This window comes from Aquisalimonas asiatica, assembly GCF_900110585.1.
GTDB lineage: Bacteria > Pseudomonadota > Gammaproteobacteria > Nitrococcales > Aquisalimonadaceae > Aquisalimonas > Aquisalimonas asiatica.
Window position 1 is genome coordinate 42,786 of sequence record NZ_FOEG01000007.1, and the last position, 15,424, is coordinate 58,209.

The 15,424-nt window shown below is 67.2% G+C and carries 11 protein-coding genes; 4 read left to right on the forward strand and 7 right to left on the reverse strand.

The features are described 5' to 3' along the window. Window positions 1-364: 364 nt before the first annotated feature. The 4 genes from BMZ02_RS14055 (at window position 365) to BMZ02_RS14070 (ending at window position 6,567) form a co-directional block, all read left to right on the forward strand. Window positions 365-3,292, forward strand: coding sequence for a bifunctional diguanylate cyclase/phosphodiesterase (locus tag BMZ02_RS14055; protein WP_091645040.1), 2,928 nt, complete (start codon window positions 365-367; stop codon window positions 3,290-3,292). 102 nt (window positions 3,293-3,394) lie between these two features. Beyond that, the gene (locus tag BMZ02_RS14060) at window positions 3,395-4,060 is read left to right on the forward strand and encodes an MOSC domain-containing protein (protein WP_091645041.1); all 666 of its coding nucleotides are present in this window, start codon (window positions 3,395-3,397) and stop codon (window positions 4,058-4,060) included. 35 nt (window positions 4,061-4,095) lie between these two features. Next, window positions 4,096-5,775 carry an ABC-ATPase domain-containing protein gene (locus BMZ02_RS14065; RefSeq protein WP_091645043.1) on the forward strand — a complete coding sequence of 560 codons (1,680 nt, stop codon included), beginning with the start codon at window positions 4,096-4,098 and terminating at the stop codon, window positions 5,773-5,775. A gap of 18 nt (window positions 5,776-5,793) precedes the next feature. Continuing rightward, complete coding sequence (locus BMZ02_RS14070; RefSeq protein WP_091645044.1) at window positions 5,794-6,567, forward strand: SDR family NAD(P)-dependent oxidoreductase; 774 nt, start codon at window positions 5,794-5,796, stop codon at window positions 6,565-6,567. Window positions 6,568-6,643: 76 nt separating this feature from the next. On the opposite strand, the gene BMZ02_RS18855 is transcribed toward BMZ02_RS14070, so the two are convergent. From BMZ02_RS18855 to queF, 7 genes are all read right to left on the reverse strand, one after another. Then, entirely contained in the window at window positions 6,644-7,003 is a 360-nt protein-coding gene (locus tag BMZ02_RS18855; protein ID WP_139209223.1) for a hypothetical protein, read from the reverse strand. 224 nt (window positions 7,004-7,227) lie between these two features. Further along, entirely contained in the window at window positions 7,228-9,165 is a 1,938-nt protein-coding gene (gene acs, locus BMZ02_RS14080; RefSeq protein ID WP_091645047.1) for an acetate--CoA ligase, read from the reverse strand. 283 nt (window positions 9,166-9,448) lie between these two features. Next, entirely contained in the window at window positions 9,449-10,801 is a 1,353-nt protein-coding gene (locus BMZ02_RS14085; protein WP_091645049.1) for a sigma-54-dependent transcriptional regulator, read from the reverse strand. Window positions 10,802-10,817: 16 nt separating this feature from the next. Next, on the reverse strand, window positions 10,818-13,793 hold the full coding sequence (locus tag BMZ02_RS14090; protein WP_091645051.1) for a sensor histidine kinase: 2,976 nt from the start codon (window positions 13,791-13,793) through the stop codon (window positions 10,818-10,820). Continuing rightward, complete coding sequence (locus tag BMZ02_RS14095; protein WP_091645053.1) at window positions 13,783-13,980, reverse strand: hypothetical protein; 198 nt, start codon at window positions 13,978-13,980, stop codon at window positions 13,783-13,785. Before BMZ02_RS14095 ends, BMZ02_RS14090 begins: the two co-directional genes overlap by 11 nt. 90 nt (window positions 13,981-14,070) lie before the next feature. After that, a complete protein-coding gene (gene gluQRS / locus BMZ02_RS14100; protein WP_091645055.1) occupies window positions 14,071-14,982 on the reverse strand; it encodes a tRNA glutamyl-Q(34) synthetase GluQRS in 912 nt (303 codons plus the stop codon). 8 nt (window positions 14,983-14,990) lie between these two features. Then, a complete protein-coding gene (gene queF, locus BMZ02_RS14105) occupies window positions 14,991-15,380 on the reverse strand; it encodes a preQ(1) synthase (protein ID WP_091645057.1) in 390 nt (129 codons plus the stop codon). Between the last annotated feature and the right edge of the window lie 44 nt (window positions 15,381-15,424).

Genomic DNA, 15,424 nt, shown 5'->3' on the forward strand with positions numbered 1-15,424 from the left:
CACCATACCCGTTTCCGGCCCGTTGGCGAATGGAACGATGCTCTCCCGGTCGGCGTCGGGAAGCAGCGGCCACGTAACCGCCGCCTGGCAGGGGAGTTGAGGCACAGGTCTATTGTCGTGTCGTCAGAAATGCGCACAATGGGCCCTTGAGAAAACGGGAACCTCCAGGTGCGGCCGCGCAGGTCTGGTCGAGCAGCGGCCGTCATGGTCAAGGGGACACAGGGTGGGGGCGACAGGTTTAGGGGATCACTCAGGACAAGTCGAGTTTTCCGTCTCCCGATTCACTGACGGAACGCATCTTCTCACGGGAATCCTGCTGGGAGGGGGAAGTCTCGCGCATGCGCTGTCATCGCTGTGCGAGGCCATGGACCGCGAACTGGAGGAGCACGGGGTCACCACCACGGTTCACGTGATGCGTGGCGGCCAGTTGCGCTACAGCGCCGGGCCGGCGATGCCGGCCGTGTATGGTCGTATCCTCGACAACATCCTGCCGGGTGAGCGCTCTGGCGGGTGCGGGCTGTCCGCGCTGCGCGGTGAACCGGTGTTCGTGGACGATGCTGCCGTGGCGGCGTGTTACTCGGATTTCCGCGATGTGGTCAACGCGCTGGGCTTCCGCGCGACCTGGTCAATGCCGGTGCTGAATGACGACGGCGCCGTTCTGGGGACAGTGGCCCTGCATTTCCAGAGTCCATGCAAGGCCCCCCCGGCCGGCGTCCACGAGCCGATGCGACGCCTTGTGGCGCTGGTCGGCACGGCGATCGCAACCCACGAGTGGACGCAGCACCATCATGGCGAGGTGGCCGGTCTGCAACGCCACATGCAGGGGAGCCCGATCGGCTGTATCGAATGGGGGCCCGACTTCAGGATCCGACACTGCAACGAGGCCGCGGGACGGATACTGGGGTATCTTCCGGATCGGCTGGTCGGGATGGAGGCCGGGGATTTTCTGCTGCGCGAGGATGACCGCGCCGGGCTGACGTCGGTGAAGCGGGACCTGCTCAGTGGCGGTGTGCGCCATCTCCACACCTATGCGCGCAACCGGCGTCAGGACGGTGTGCCCATCTGGTGCGAATGGTTCAATCTTGCGGTGGGTGACCGGCACGGCGGCATCACCGGTTTTCTCTCGCTGGTGAAGGATGTCACTGAGAGCACATTGGCGAGGCGCTATACCGACCGCCTCGCCCGTTTGCCATCAACCGGCTCCTACCTCGATCACCTCATTGAGCAGATCCGCAAGGTCATCGGCGGGGACGTGGCCCTGGTGGCGAGCCTGGAGGATGATGGGCGCGTGGCCCGGGTGTTGTCCTCCAGCTTCCGTGACGAAGGTCTGGAGCTTGAGCGTTACGATCTGGCCGGAACCCCCTGCGAATCGCTGAGCAGTCAGGATGTCTGCGTGATCAACCAGGCGGTCGCGCAGCAATACCCGAATGATCCGCTGCTTGCCTCCATGGGGGCGCAGAGCTACGCGGGTGTTCCCCTGCGGGACCGGTCGGGAAGCGTCTTCGGCCATCTCGCCGTTCTGGGGCGTTACGCCCTGGGACCGGCGGATGCGCTGCAAAGCACGCTCGAGCTCGCCGCCGCCAGGGTCGGCCTCGAGGTGCAGCGCCAGTGGTCCGAGCGTGAGACCCGGCTTGCGGCCCTGGCGTTTGAAACCTACGAAGCCATCATGATCCTGGATCAGGAGTTCCAGTTCGTGCGGGTGAATACGGCGTTCTGCAATCTCACCGGGTACAGTGCGCCAGCGGTCATGCAGCGCGGGCTGGATCTGCTTCTCACGGGCCAGGATGGCGCACGTATCCGCCGCGAGATTCGCGAAACCCTGTCGTCTCGTGGTTACTGGCAGGGCGAGGTCTGGGCGCGGGGCCAGCAGGGCCAGCGGCGGCTTTACCGGATGAGCATCAGCGCGTTGCAGGAGCCCGACGAGCGTGATGCCCGCTACGTGGGCAGTTTCCTGGACGTGACGTGGAACCGCGAGGCCGAGGAGCGCATCCAGCGGCTGACCTACGAGGATGGGGTGACCGGTCTGCCCAACCGCGCCGCATTCCTGTCACGGCTCAAGCGCGAGGGCAGCGAGGCGACACTGGATGGTGCGGCGCTGCTGCTACTGGACCTGGATGGCTTCCGGCGCGTCAACGAAGGCATGGGTTACGACATGGCCGATTCGCTGCTGGAGATCCAGTCAGCGCGTCTGCGCGGGCTGGTGCCCGGTGCCGTGGCCATTGCCCGCGTGGGTGCCGACGAGTTCGCGGTGGTGCTGAGGGGGCAGGACGGACGCCCGCTCACGGAGGCAACGCTGGCGAAGGAGGCGGAGCGGCTCCGGCGCGCGTTTGCACATCCGGTGGAGGCGTCCGGCACCATGGTCCAGTCCGGCGCGAGCATAGGCGTGGCCACCATGGACGGCAGTATCCACGAGCCGTCCGTGCTGCTCACGCGCGGCGAGATTGCTGCTGCCCAGGCGCGTCATCAGGGCGGCAACTGCGTGGCCTTCTTCGATCCGGAGATGGAGCAGCTGGCGGGGGAGCGCCTCGGTCTCGAGCGCGGCCTGCGTCAGGCCCTGCGGCAGGGCGATGTGGGGTTTCATCTGCAGCCGCTGGTGGACGCAGCCGGCCATGTCGAGCGCCTGGAGGTGCTGGCCCGCTGGGAGCACAAGGGGGAGGCCGTCTCACCGGCGCGGTTCGTTCCCATCGCCGAGGCATCCGGCCTGATACGGCCTCTTGGTGGTCAGGTGCTGCGTGGGGCCTGCCAGTACCTCGCCGGGCTGCGGGGCCGGTACCCCGGGCAGTCGTTGCCGGGCCTTGCGGTGAACGTCAGCGTGCGGCAGTTCCACGACCCGGATTTCGAAGCGCTGGTCGAGGATGTGCTCTCCGAAACCGGGCTGCCCGCCGGTGCGCTTCTGCTCGAGGTGACCGAGAGCCTGCTGGCGGAAGAGGGTGATGCGGTGATTCGCCGGATGCAGCGCCTGCGGCAGATGGGCGTGCGGTTCGCCATCGATGACTTCGGCACCGGCTACTCGTGTCTGGCCTACCTGCGACGCCTGCCCATTGACGAGCTCAAGATCGACGGCTCCTTCGTGGATGCCATGCTGCTCAGCCCCGAGGATGAAGAGATCGTGCGCACCATCATCGTCATGGCCCATGCGCTGCGGCTCAACGTGGTGGCCGAGCGAGTGGAGACCCGTGAGCAGATGGTGCGGCTGCAGGAGCTCGGTTGCTCCACCTTCCAGGGGTTCTACTTTCACCGTCCCATCGCCCCCGCCGGTGTCACGGCGCTGTTGCAGCTCGATCCCTCGTGACCGGGTGAGCACCGGGGCCATGGTTTGCCCGTGCAGCCCGTGCCCCGGGCGTTGTAACCTGTGTACCCGGGAACAGGCTGAGTGCGCAAGCGGAGGCGAAGGATGACCGATCTCGTAACCATTACCGGCGTCTATCAGGGAGAGGTGCGGCCCATGGAGGGGGATGGCCGGCCAACCGCGATCTACAAGGCGCCGGTGCGTGAGGCCGTGGCCGTGGACGATGCCGGGCTGGCAGGCGACAGCCGTGGAGATACCAAGGCGCACGGCGGCCCGGACCGCGCCGTGAGCCACTATCCCGCCGAGCACTACGCGATCTGGGCGCAGGCCTTTCCCGACGCCGCGCCTGAACTCACGCCGGGCGTTCTCGGGGAGAACATCTCCACCAACGGTCTCAGCGAAAGCCATGTGTGTGTCGGGGACATCTTTCGCCTGGGCACGGCCCTGGTGCAGGTCAGCCAGCCGCGCCAGCCCTGCTGGAAGATCAGCCACCGCCTCGATGTCCCCGAGCTGGCGCGGGCGGTGGTCGACAGCGGCCGGTCCGGCTGGCTCTACAGGGTGCTGGAGCCGGGCTACGTGGGCCCCGGGGATGTTGCCGAACGCGTGGAGGAGGCGGCGCACGGTTATACCCTGGCTGACATGTGGTCGCTGCATCACATGCGGCGACCGCCAATCCAGGATCTGGAGCTGCTGGCCTCGCTGGAGGAGCTGGCGGAGTCCTGGCGCAAGCGGTTTGCCAGCCGCCTCGAGTGGATACAACGCCACGCGTGACGCAGAGCCGGGCGGTCACCGGCACGGGAGTACCGATGAAACGGCTGCAGTCCATTCTGCTCAGTATCGATGGCAAGGGTTACAAGGCCTACCGGCAACTGACCGGTGACTATGCGTTCGACGATTTCCAGTTGCGGGTTGATCATGTGCAGGGGGACCCGTTCGCCAGCCCATCACGCCTGCGGGTCATCATGCCCTGGGAGCAGGCGATCCTGCCGGACGACGCGCGCGAGCCCCAGCCCCGCTCCATTGCCGTGCGGGACTGGCTTGGGCGGGTGTTCCGGGAGGCGGCCAGCGATACCCCGGAGATCCGCATCGATGCCGGGCGCCAGACCGTGCTCGACCGCACGGCGGTGCTGTTCACCCATGCGGGCATCGAGATCCGCTTTACCGTCAGTCTGCCGGCCAACGGGCGCACGATTCTAGGCAAAACCGCGCGGGACCTGTTGTGCAGGACGCTGCCTCGCATCGTCCGGCGAACCCTGCTGCCGGACCAGCGCGACGATGACGCCATGCGGCGGCACGCGGACGTGGTCGAGGACCAGGCGGCGCTGCGCCAGGCGCTTGATGCCCGCGGGCTGGTGGCGTTCGTGGCCGATGACGCCGTGCTGCCGCGGCGTTCCGGTGTGGATGATCGTCCACTGGAGTCGGCCGTCCCGTTCCGGGCGCCCGACAGCCTGCGGGTGGAGCTCCCGACACCGAACGCCGGCCCGGTTACCGGGCTCGGGATTCCGCGCGGGATCACGCTGGTGGTCGGCGGCGGGTTTCACGGCAAGTCGACGCTGCTGTCCGCGGTGCAGTTCGGCGTCTACGATCATATCCCCGGTGATGGCCGTCACCAGGTGGTTGCCGATCCGGAGGCAGTGAAACTGCGTGCCGAGGACGGGCGCGCGGTGCACACCCTGGATCTGTCACCGTTCATCAACGCGCTGCCCTACGATAAGTCCACCAAGGCGTTCTCCACCGAGCTGGCGTCCGGCTCCACCAGCCAGGCGGCTGCGCTGCAGGAGGCGCTGGAGACGGGCAGTCGCACGCTGCTGGTGGACGAGGACACCTCGGCCACCAACTTCATGATCCGGGACGCCCGCATGCAGGCCCTGGTGGCCAAGGACGAGGAGCCCATTACGCCGTTCGTGGACCGTATTGCCGAACTGCGTGACCGGCTGGGGGTCTCCACGGTGCTGGTCATGGGTGGCTCGGGCGACTATTTCGGTGCCGCGGATACCGTGATCCAGATGCACGACTACCAGCCACGGGATGTCACCGCCGAGGCCCGCCAGATTGCCGCGGCAAACCCGTCCGAACGCCGGATCGAGGCGCCCGAGCCGCTCCAGGCGCCGTTGCCGCGCTGCCTGGACGTGCGCTCGGTGGAGCCGTCGGGGAAGCGTGGAAAGCGGCGGGTCAAGGTGCGCGGCACCGATGCCCTTGAGTTCGGCGATGACGTGGTGGATCTGCGCGCGCTGGAGCAATTGGTGGATGCCTCCCAGGCACGGGCGATCGGCCTGCTGCTGCCCGCTGCCGGAACCGCTGACGCCATCTGGCTGGAGGACGCGCCCCGGTGGTTCCGGAGCTGGCTGACGCAGCCCTGGGATGCCCTGACCCGGCGGCCGGACGGGGACCTGGTGCGGCCACGCCTGGCGGAACTCATGGCCGTCCTCAACCGGCTGCGCTCGGCCCGCTTTCGCCCGGGCAACCCCGACGACTCCACCCCATAACAAGTAGAGGAGATATCCATGAACGAAAGCCTGTTTGACCTCTCCGGGCGCGTTGCCCTGGTCACCGGCGCATCCAGTGGTCTTGGTGCGCATTTCGCCCGTGTGCTCGCCGCCAATGGTGCGCGGGTTGTCGTTGCCGCCCGTCGGCAGGAGCGCCTGCGTGAGCTGGTGGAGGCCATTCAGGCGGCTGGCGGCGATGCCACGGCCATTGCCATGGATGTCACCGACGCAGACAGTGTGGACGCCGGCTTCGACGCGGCCGAGCAGGCTTACGGAACGGTCGACCTGCTGGTGAACAACGCCGGCGTTGCCCAGCCGCGGTCGTTTCTCAAGACCACCGAGGCGGACTGGGATTTCGTCATGGATACCAACCTCAAGGCCGCCTGGCGGGTGGCCCGTGCCGGAGCCGAGCGCATGAAGCGCGCCGGCCGGCCCGGGAGCATCGTCAATATCGCGTCGCTGCTGGGGCTGGGGGTTCAGTTCGGGGAATCCCTGTACGCCACCTCCAAGGCCGGCGTGGTGCAACTGACCCGGCATATGGCGCTGGAGCTCATGCGTCACGGGATTCGCGTCAACGCCATCTGCCCCGGCTACTTCGAGACCGAGATGAACCGGGACTTCTTTGCCTCGGAGCAGGGGCAGGCGTTCGTGCGGGAGCGCATCCCCAGTCAGCGACTCGGGGAGCTGCCGGAGCTGTCCGGCCCGCTGCTGCTGCTGGCGTCGGATGCGGGGTCGTTCGTGAACGGTGTGGCACTGCCCGTGGATGGCGGGCACCTGCTCAAATCCCTGTGACCGGGGGCCGGCGCGAGCGCACGGGGCGGCAAGAAGGCCGCCCCGTGGTTGTCGACACGTAGCGGGACGCAGGTGATCAGACTTCTTCGTTCACCTGTGAGCCCACGGCCTCGGCGGCACCACGCTCCACGGCACCATCGGCCGAAACCGTCTCGGTGCTGCCCGCGTCGACCGCGGCCTGGTTGCCGTTGGCTGCCGCGGTGGTCTGCGTGGCGCCCTGGGTGGCATTGACCGACTGGGTGGCGCCGGCTTCCGCCGGCGCACTGGTCGGTTGTGCCGCCACAGGGGCGGGCTGGGCGGGAGCCTGCACCGGACTGTTACCGGCAAGGCCGCCCTGTGGGTTTGCTGCCGCCGGTGGCTGGGCTGTGTTGCCTGCGGCCGCAACCTGGGCGGGTCGTGTCGACGTCGCCGTACTGGCTCCGATTCCGTCAATCATTTCGGGAATCTCCTGTTTGCCAATGAATTGCCTGGACAAAGCGGCTCTTTGCCCGGCCTGACACGTAAGCAGAAATCACGCCAGGGGAGACCGGATCGGACCCGGTCACGCCGTGGCGCGGGGTGACATGCATTCGAAAGGACAAGGCCCGGGCGCCAGGCGGCAGGGGTGTGCCGCGAGGCGGATCGGGATTGCCGGGCACCCGGAGGTGCCCGGCCAACAGCCTAGCGGTTTTCGCGGTTCTCGATGAGTTCGTCCACCACGGCCGGATCGGCCAGCGTGCTGGTGTCGCCGAGGCTGTCCAGCTCATTGGACGCGACCTTGCGCAGGATGCGGCGCATGATCTTGCCGGACCGGGTCTTCGGCAGCCCCGGTGCCCACTGGATGAAGTCGGGCTTGGCGATGGCGCCGATCTCCTTGCGCACCAGTTCCACCAGCTCCTTGCGCAGCGCGTCGGACGGCTCCTCACCGCTCATGAGCGTCACGTAGGCGTAGATGCCCTGACCCTTCACGTCATGGGGGAAGCCGACCACTGCCGCCTCCGCCACCTTCGGGTGCAGCACCATGGCGCTTTCCACTTCGGCGGTGCCCATGCGGTGACCGGAGACGTTGAGCACGTCGTCAACGCGGCCGGTGATCCAGTAGTAGCCGTCCTCGTCGCGGCGTGCGCCGTCACCGGTGAAGTACTTGCCCTTGTAGGCGGACAGGTAGGTCTCCATGAAACGCTTGTGGTCGCCGTAGACCGTGCGCATCATGGAGGGCCATGACCGGGCGATGCACAGGTTGCCGTCCGTTGCGCCCTCCAGCACGTTGCCCTCGTTATCCAGCAGCTGCGGCTCGATGCCGAAGAACGGCCGTGTCGCCGAGCCGGGCTTGAGGTCCGTGGCACCGGGAAGCGGGGAGATCATGATGGAGCCGGTCTCCGTCTGCCACCAGGTGTCGACGATGGGGCAGCGGCCGTCGCCCACCACGTTGTAGTACCACTCCCACGCTTCCGGGTTGATGGGCTCACCGACGGTGCCGAGGATGCGCAGCGACTTGCGGCTGTGCTTCTTCACTGGCTCGTCGCCCTTGGCCATGAGCGCACGGATGCCCGTGGGCGCGGTGTAGAAGATCGAGACCTTGTGCTTGTCCACGATCTCCCAGAGGCGTCCGGCGTCCGGGTAGGTGGGCACCCCTTCGAACATCAGCGTGGTTGCACCATTGGCAAGCGGACCGTAGACGATGTAGCTGTGTCCGGTGACCCAGCCCACGTCGGCCGTGCACCAGTACACCTCGCCCTCCTGGTAGTCGAACACGTACTGGTGGGTGAGGCTCGCCCCGAGCAGGTAGCCGGCAGAGGTGTGCAGCACGCCCTTCGGCTTGCCGGTGGAACCGGAGGTGTAGAGGATGAACAGCGGATCCTCGGACTCCATCTCCTCGGCAGGGCAATCGGCCGAGGCCTTGTCCACGGCTTCGTGGAACCAGATGTCGCGGCTGTCGTTCCAGTCCACCTTGTTGCCGGTACGCTGAACCACCACCACGGTGCTGACGTTCGGGCACTCCTGCAGCGCCTCGTCGGCGTTGGCCTTGAGGGGGAAGCTGCGGCCGCCGCGCACGCTCTCGTCCGCCGTGATGAGCACCCGGCAGTCGGAATCCAGGATGCGGTCGCGCAGCGCCTGGGGCGAGAAGCCGCCGAACACGATCGAGTGAACGGCACCGATGCGGGCGCAGGCCAGCATGGCGACTGCCGCTTCCGGCACCATGGGCAGGTAGATGCACACCCGGTCGCCGCGCTTGACGCCGCGATCCAGCAGCACGTTGGCGAACCGGGAGACGCGCTCGTGCAGATCCCGGTAGGTGATGTGCTGAGCCGCATCCTTCGGATCGTCCGGTTCCCAGATGATGGCCGTCTGATCGCCGCGCTTGTCCAGGTGACGGTCAACGCAGTTGTAGGCCACATTGAGGCGGCCGCCGTCGAACCAGCGGATATCACCCTTGACCAGATCGGAGTTGTTCACCGAATCCCAGCGTTTGAACCAAGTCAGCCGCTCGGCCTGTTCGCCCCAGAACCCGTCGGGATCATCCAGAGACCGCTTGTACATGGCCTCGTAGGTGTCCGCATCGATATGGGCGTTCCTGGCGACGTCCGCGGAAACAGGGTAGACCTTGGTTTCGGACATGGGATGACTCCTCCTTTTCGAATGGGTGGCCGGTGCGGTGCATCGGCCCGGCATTTTCTTTGGTCCCGTTACTGGCAAGCCTAGCAGCCCCGGTGGGCAGTGCGTTGGTGTTAACCGGTGGCCTGGCCACGGCAACGGTATTCAGTCCGGCGCGTTGGCATCCAACAGGAAAAGCGAATCCCGTGCCACCTGCGGAACGCGCCGGTTATCAAAAGGTTACTCACGTGCCTGAGGCAATTCTGTTACGTGTTGTAACACTGGATGCGACAATTTGTAACGTCCGTCAGCCCTCCTGTGACTCCTCCATGCGCGGCCGCCGCGGAATGCCCAGGCGTTGGCGCTTCTCCCACAGCGCCTTGCGGCTGATCCCGAGGCGGCGCGCAAGCTCCGTCTCGGTGCAGTGGTCCTGGTTGGCCAGCACGAACTGGCGGAAATAGTCCTCCAGGGAAAGCCCCGGCGAGGCGGTGTCCGGCTGGGGAGCGTCGTCGGGGCGCAGGCCCAGGATGTCCGGGGTGATCACGGTGCTGTCACTGAGAATCACGGCGCGCTCGATGGCGTTCTCCAGTTCCCGTACGTTGCCTGGCCAGCCGTAGCGCCGGATGCCCTCCATGGTTTCATTGCTGAAGCGCATGGGCGGGCTCTTGAGCCGCTTGCGCGCCCGTTCGAGCAGGTGCCGGGCCAGGTCCGGCAGATCCTCGCCGCGCTCGCGCAGAGGCGGCAGGCGGATCTCCATGACATTGATGCGGAAGTACAGGTCCTCGCGGAAATCGCCCGCGCTGACCAGGCGGCTCAGGTCGCGGTGGGTGGCGGCGACCAGGCGCACATCCACGTGCCGTGGCCTGGACGAACCCACGCGCCGGATCTCCCCCTCCTGGAGGACGCGCAGCAGCCGGGCCTGGGCGGCCAGGGGCAGCTCGCCGATCTCGTCCAGGAACAGGGTGCCGCCGTCGGCGGATTCCACCAGCCCCTGGCGCGCGCCCACGGCGCCGGTAAACGCACCCTTCTCGTGGCCGAACAGCTCCGCTTCGATCAGGGAGTCGGGAATGGCAGCACAGTTGACGGTGATCATCGGGCCGTCGCTGCGCTCACTCTTCTCGTGCAGCGCACGCGCCACCAGCTCCTTGCCCGTGCCCGACTCGCCCAGCACGAGGACCGTGGTGGTGGTGGGGGCCACGCGGGTAATGCGGTCGAAGACGTCACGCATGGCCTTGCAGGTGCCGACGATGCCGGACACGGGGTAGTCGCGGTCGAGATCCGCCTTCAGCGCGGCGTTCTGGCGTTCCAGGCGCTTCTCCTTGAGCGCCCGCTCGACGGTGAGCAGCAGCTCGTCGTTGTCGAACGGCTTGGCGATGTAGTCCAGGGCCCCGAGTTTCATGGCTTCCACGGCGGAGCGGACGCTGGCGTAACTGGTCATGATGATGGTCGGCACGTCCGGGGCGCGCTCCAGTATCGCCGTGCCATCGGCGCCGGGCAGGCGCAGGTCGGCGATAATGAGGTCGAAGCCGGTGAGATCCTGCTCCCGTACGGCGCTTTCCACGGAGTCGGCCTCCGCGACGACGTGCTGGCGTTTCTCCAGCAGCCGTCGCAGGGACTGCCGGATCACGTTCTCGTCTTCGATGATGAGGACGTAGGCCATGGTGGTCTCTCCCAGTTCAGGACCGTGATTGCCCGTCGGCCACGGCGGGGTTCTGCCCGGCCAGTGGGATGTCGGGGCGCAGTCGCAAGGTGATGCATGTGCCGGTGGTGTTGCTGTCCACCAGCACTTCGCCGCCATGCTCGCGGACGATGTTGTACACCAGTGGCAGCCCCAGGCCGGTGCCGTAGCCCGGGCGCTTGGTGGTGACGAACGGCTCGAGCACATGGTCGAGCACGTCGTCGGGAATGCCGCCGCCGTTGTCGCGCACGTGGACGTTGATCCAGCCGTCACCGTAGTGTTCCAGGCTGATGCGGATCGCTCCCTCGTCGTCGCGGTCTGCACAGGCATCGGCGGCGTTGCTGAAGAGATTCACGAACACCTGGACGAGCTGCTGGGGCTCGCCGCTGATGGTCACCCCCTCGGGGAGCTCGTTGTCGAACCGGACGAAGCGGGCGCGCCGGCTCAGGGTCGTGAGCCGCATGGCTTCCTCCACCGTCTGGCGCAGATCCACCGGCTCCGGCGGCCGCTGGCTGCCGACACCGCCGTGGGCGTAACGCACCAGGCTCTGGACGATGTTGTTGATCCGCTGGGCCTGGTTCAGGACTTCCTCGGCGATGGCGTTGGTGCGCTCCTCGTCGGTGTCTTCATCCCGCAGCTCCTGGGCAAGGCAGGAGATGCCGGTGACCGGGTTGCCGATCTCGTGGGCAACACCGGCTGCGAGGCGGCCAATGGAGGCGAGCCGTTCGCTGTGGGCAAGCTCCTGCTCCAGCACCGACACCTCCGTGAGATCTTCCACGAGCAATACGGTGTCTGTGCTGCGGTTGCTGCTGGACGGGTCGTCGATCGCCGCCTTGTGCAGGCTGTACCAGCGTGCGTGGTCGTTGGTCTGGATTTCCTGCCGGTGCCAGTGACTGGCGTCGGAACTCAGGAACGACGCCAGCAGCGGCCCCCACGGGTCCGGGAGTTCATCCAGTCGACGGCCGATGACGTCGGACATGGGGATGCGCGTGAGTTCCGCGATGGCAGGGTTCCAGCGCACCAGCCGACCACCCTGGGCGACGGCACACACGCCGAGCGGGAGATCCTCGATGATCTGGCGGTGATAGCGCCGGAGGCGGTCCAGTTCCGCCGCCAGGCCACGCAGGCGGGTGCGCGAGGTCTCCAGCCGGTCCTCGATCAGGCGGACGTTCTGGGCCAGGGCGGTGCGGCTGCGGGTGTCCATCTGCAGCTGCTCATCCACGATCATCCGCGCCAGTACCGGCCCCATCATCCCGGAGATGTTGCGCTCGATCTGTGCGCGCAGGCCGTGCAGGTGGCTGGGCCGTGTCTCATCCCAGTGCAGCCCCCGTTCACGCACGGCCTTCTCCACCTCCTTGCGGGCGGCGGACTTGCCCATCACCGACGCCAGCCGTTTCACGAACTGCTGCGGCGAGCGGGCGCGCAGGTCGCCCACGGGCAGGGTGGGGTTGAGATCCCGGCAGACGGCCGCGGCCTCCCGCTCGCGCTCGTCGGGACGGCTGAGCAGCGACACGATCACGAACAGCACGCTGTTGATGGCCAGTGACCAGAACGTGGCCGACTGGTAGACCGCTGGCTGGTCCCCGTCCGCTGAGGGCAGCCCCATCCAGAGCATGGTGCTGTCGCCGGTGACAGGGGGAAGCAGCACGGTGAACACCCAGACGCACGCGCCCCCGAGCAGGCCCGCGATGAAGCCGTGACTGGTGGCGCGCGGCCAGAACAGCAGACCGACAATGCCCGGCAGCAGCTGCGCCATGGCCAGAAAGGAGATCAGGCCCCAGCCCACCAGTCCCGCGGTGGGCTCGAGAATCAGGTAGAAGCCGTAGCCGGCTGCGATCACCGTCACCATGACCACGCGCCGGGCCCAACGCAGCGCGCCGTAGAGGTCCCGGTGAGGTTGTGGCCCGGCCAGAGGGAGTACCAGGTGGTTCAGCGTCATCGCCGATATGGCCAGGGTGCTGACGACGATCATGGCGCTGGCGGCGGAAATCCCGCCGAGGTAGGCCAGCAGCGCGAGCGCGGGGCTGCCGCTGGCAAGTGACAGCCCGAGGACGTGGTAGTCGGCGGGCGTGCCGGGCTGCAGGACAGTGGCCGCCCAGAGAATGGGCGGAATCACGAGCGTCAGCGCCAGCAGGAACAGCGGGAATGCCCAGCTGGCCAGATTCAGGTCACGGGGGTTCTGGTTCTCCGCGAACAGCATGTGGAATTGCCGCGGAAGCAGGAATGCCGCGGCGAACGTGAGAACCAGCAGGCTTGTCCAGGGACCCTCCCGGGCAGGGGCGTAGAGCGCCTCCAGTTGGTCCGGGTTGTCGGCCAGCCACGCGTGCATGCCACCGATGCCACCGAATGCCTGCCACACGGCCACTCCGGCCACCAGGAGCAGCGCCACGAGCTTCATCAGCGACTCGAATGCGATCGCCGCCACCAGGCCGGCGTGGTGCTCCCGGGGTGAAACATGGCGTGCGCCGAAGATCATGGTGAACACGGTGACCAGCACCATGAACCAGAACGCCAGCACATGCGGGGAGGACTCCGGTGTCAGCACCTGCGTCGATTCGGCCACCGCCCGGATCTGCAGCGCAATATAGGGCAATACCCCGGCCAGCATGAGCAGCGTGACCAGCACGCCGGCCCACTGACTGTTGAAACGGAATGCGAACAGGTCCGCCACCGAAGTGAGCTGGTAGGTCCGTGTCAGCCGCAGAATGGGCATGAGCAGCACGGGCGTCAGCACGAACGCGAGCGTCACCCCCAGATAGATGGTGAGAAAATTCAGTCCCTGATCCTGGGCGAAGCCGACGCTGCCGTAGTAACTCCAGGTGGTGGCGTAGACACCCAGCGAGAGTACGTAGACCACCGGATTGCGGGTCAGCCACGCTGGCAGCCATTGCCGGTCGGTGACATACGCAATCAGGAAGAGCAGCAGCAGATAGCCGACGACTGCTGCCGAAATGACGCCGAGATCAAGTGTCATGGTGCCCGAGCCGGTGCGCGATCAGGGCCGACAGCGCGATCAGCAGGGCCCAGATGACCCAGACGGTGTACCAGGGGGCGCCCACGCTCATCCACCAGATCGTGAACGGTGAAGCGAGCAACAGCAGCCCCAGCAGGAACAGCAGCACGCTGTATCCGCCGGGCCCCGTTTCCTGAAGCTGGGCCATGGGTCTCTCCTCCCGTCTGACGATTCGTGTCGTCTTATGTGTTACCTAACGTAGCACACCCGTTGGGGCGGAGCGACCATCGGGTTGGTTTCAGGGGGATGCCGGGGTGATCGTCCGGTGGGCGACCCCGTGGAGGCGGTCCGGGGTCCAGTGCGCCAGCGCCCATTCCCACACGGTGGCAACGGCTGCACGGCCCAGGTCCGCCGGTGGCCGCTGGTGCAGCATGTCCAGCGCGGCGACGAGCTGCGGGGCGGGCGTGGCGTCATCCAGGGGCGGCGCCATGTTCTGTTTGCTGAGCTTGCGGCCGTCCGGGTTCACGGCCAGTGGCAGGTGGCCGTAGGCGGGGGGTGTGCCGCCAAGCTGTTCCATGAGAAAACGCTGGGGTGGCGTGCACGCCAGCAGATCGTGGCCACGGATCACATGGGTGATCCCGGAGGCCATGTCATCGACGGCCGCCGCCAGGTGGTAAGCCGGCAGCGCATCCGCCCGCTGTACCAGAAAGTCACCGATCTCCGCCTCCAGGTCACAGACGACCGCCCCCTGGAAACGGTCCTCGAAGGTGATCGTGCCCTGCACGCGCGCCCGCCAGGTCCGGGCGCTCCTGCCGTCGGGCAGGCCGTTGCGGCACGTGCCGGGGTAGAGCACGCCATTGACCCCGGGTACGCCCGCGCTCAGCACCTCCTTGCGGGTACAGCCGCAGGGGAACACCCGGCCGCGGTCATGGAGCGTGTCCACGGCGGCGCGATAGGCGTCGTGGCGTGTGCTCTGGTAGAGCACCGGGCCGTCGTGTTCGAAGCCGAACCGCTCCAGTGTGTGCAGAATGGCGTCCGCCGCCCCGGGCTGCTCCCGGGGCGGGTCGATGTCGTCGATGCGCAGCAGCCATTCGCCGGCGTGACGGCGGGCCTCCAGGCAGGACCCCAGCGCCGCCACCAGTGATCCGAAGTGCAGGGGGCCCGTCGGGCTGGGGGCGAAGCGGCCGCGGTAGCCGGCGTCGGCACCCATGTCGCCGGTCAGGGCAGGACCACCGGCTGCGGCGGTGTCCAGCCCGGGGCGCGGTGCTCGGCAATCACCGTGGTGTCGATGCCGCCGCGCACGTAGAACTCACCGGTGACGCGCATGAAGCGCGGCTTGGTCGCGGCGACCAGATCGCTCAGCATGTCGTGGGTGACCTGCTCGTGAAACGCGCCCTGATCCCGGAAGGACCAGATATAGAGCTTCAGCGACTTCAGCTCCACGCAGTCCCGGTCCGGTACGTATTCCAGGTGGATGGTGGCGAAGTCCGGCTGGCCGGTCTTCGGGCACAGGCAGGTGAACTCCGGAATGCGCATGCGGATGGTGTAGTCCCGCTCCGGCTGCGGGTTGGGGAAGGTCTCAAGTTCGCGGCTCGGTTGTGTGGACATGGCTTTCCAATTGTCTGGGTGAACGGGATAATGGCGCCCGAACG

Bases quoted from the DNA above. Each gene is read 5' to 3' on its own strand.
- BMZ02_RS14055 (WP_091645040.1), top strand. From the start codon at position 365: ATGGACCGCGAACTGGAGGAGCACGGGGTCACCACCACGGTTCACGTG.
- BMZ02_RS14060 (WP_091645041.1), top strand. From the start codon at position 3,395: ATGACCGATCTCGTAACCATTACCGGCGTCTATCAGGGAGAGGTGCGG.
- BMZ02_RS14065 (WP_091645043.1), top strand. From the start codon at position 4,096: ATGAAACGGCTGCAGTCCATTCTGCTCAGTATCGATGGCAAGGGTTAC.
- BMZ02_RS14070 (WP_091645044.1), top strand. From the start codon at position 5,794: ATGAACGAAAGCCTGTTTGACCTCTCCGGGCGCGTTGCCCTGGTCACC.
- BMZ02_RS18855 (WP_139209223.1), bottom strand. From the start codon at position 7,003: ATGATTGACGGAATCGGAGCCAGTACGGCGACGTCGACACGACCCGCC.
- acs (WP_091645047.1), bottom strand. From the start codon at position 9,165: ATGTCCGAAACCAAGGTCTACCCTGTTTCCGCGGACGTCGCCAGGAAC.
- BMZ02_RS14085 (WP_091645049.1), bottom strand. From the start codon at position 10,801: ATGGCCTACGTCCTCATCATCGAAGACGAGAACGTGATCCGGCAGTCC.
- BMZ02_RS14090 (WP_091645051.1), bottom strand. From the start codon at position 13,793: ATGACACTTGATCTCGGCGTCATTTCGGCAGCAGTCGTCGGCTATCTG.
- BMZ02_RS14095 (WP_091645053.1), bottom strand. From the start codon at position 13,980: ATGGCCCAGCTTCAGGAAACGGGGCCCGGCGGATACAGCGTGCTGCTG.
- gluQRS (WP_091645055.1), bottom strand. From the start codon at position 14,982: ATGGGTGCCGACGCCGGCTACCGCGGCCGCTTCGCCCCCAGCCCGACG.
- queF (WP_091645057.1), bottom strand. From the start codon at position 15,380: ATGTCCACACAACCGAGCCGCGAACTTGAGACCTTCCCCAACCCGCAG.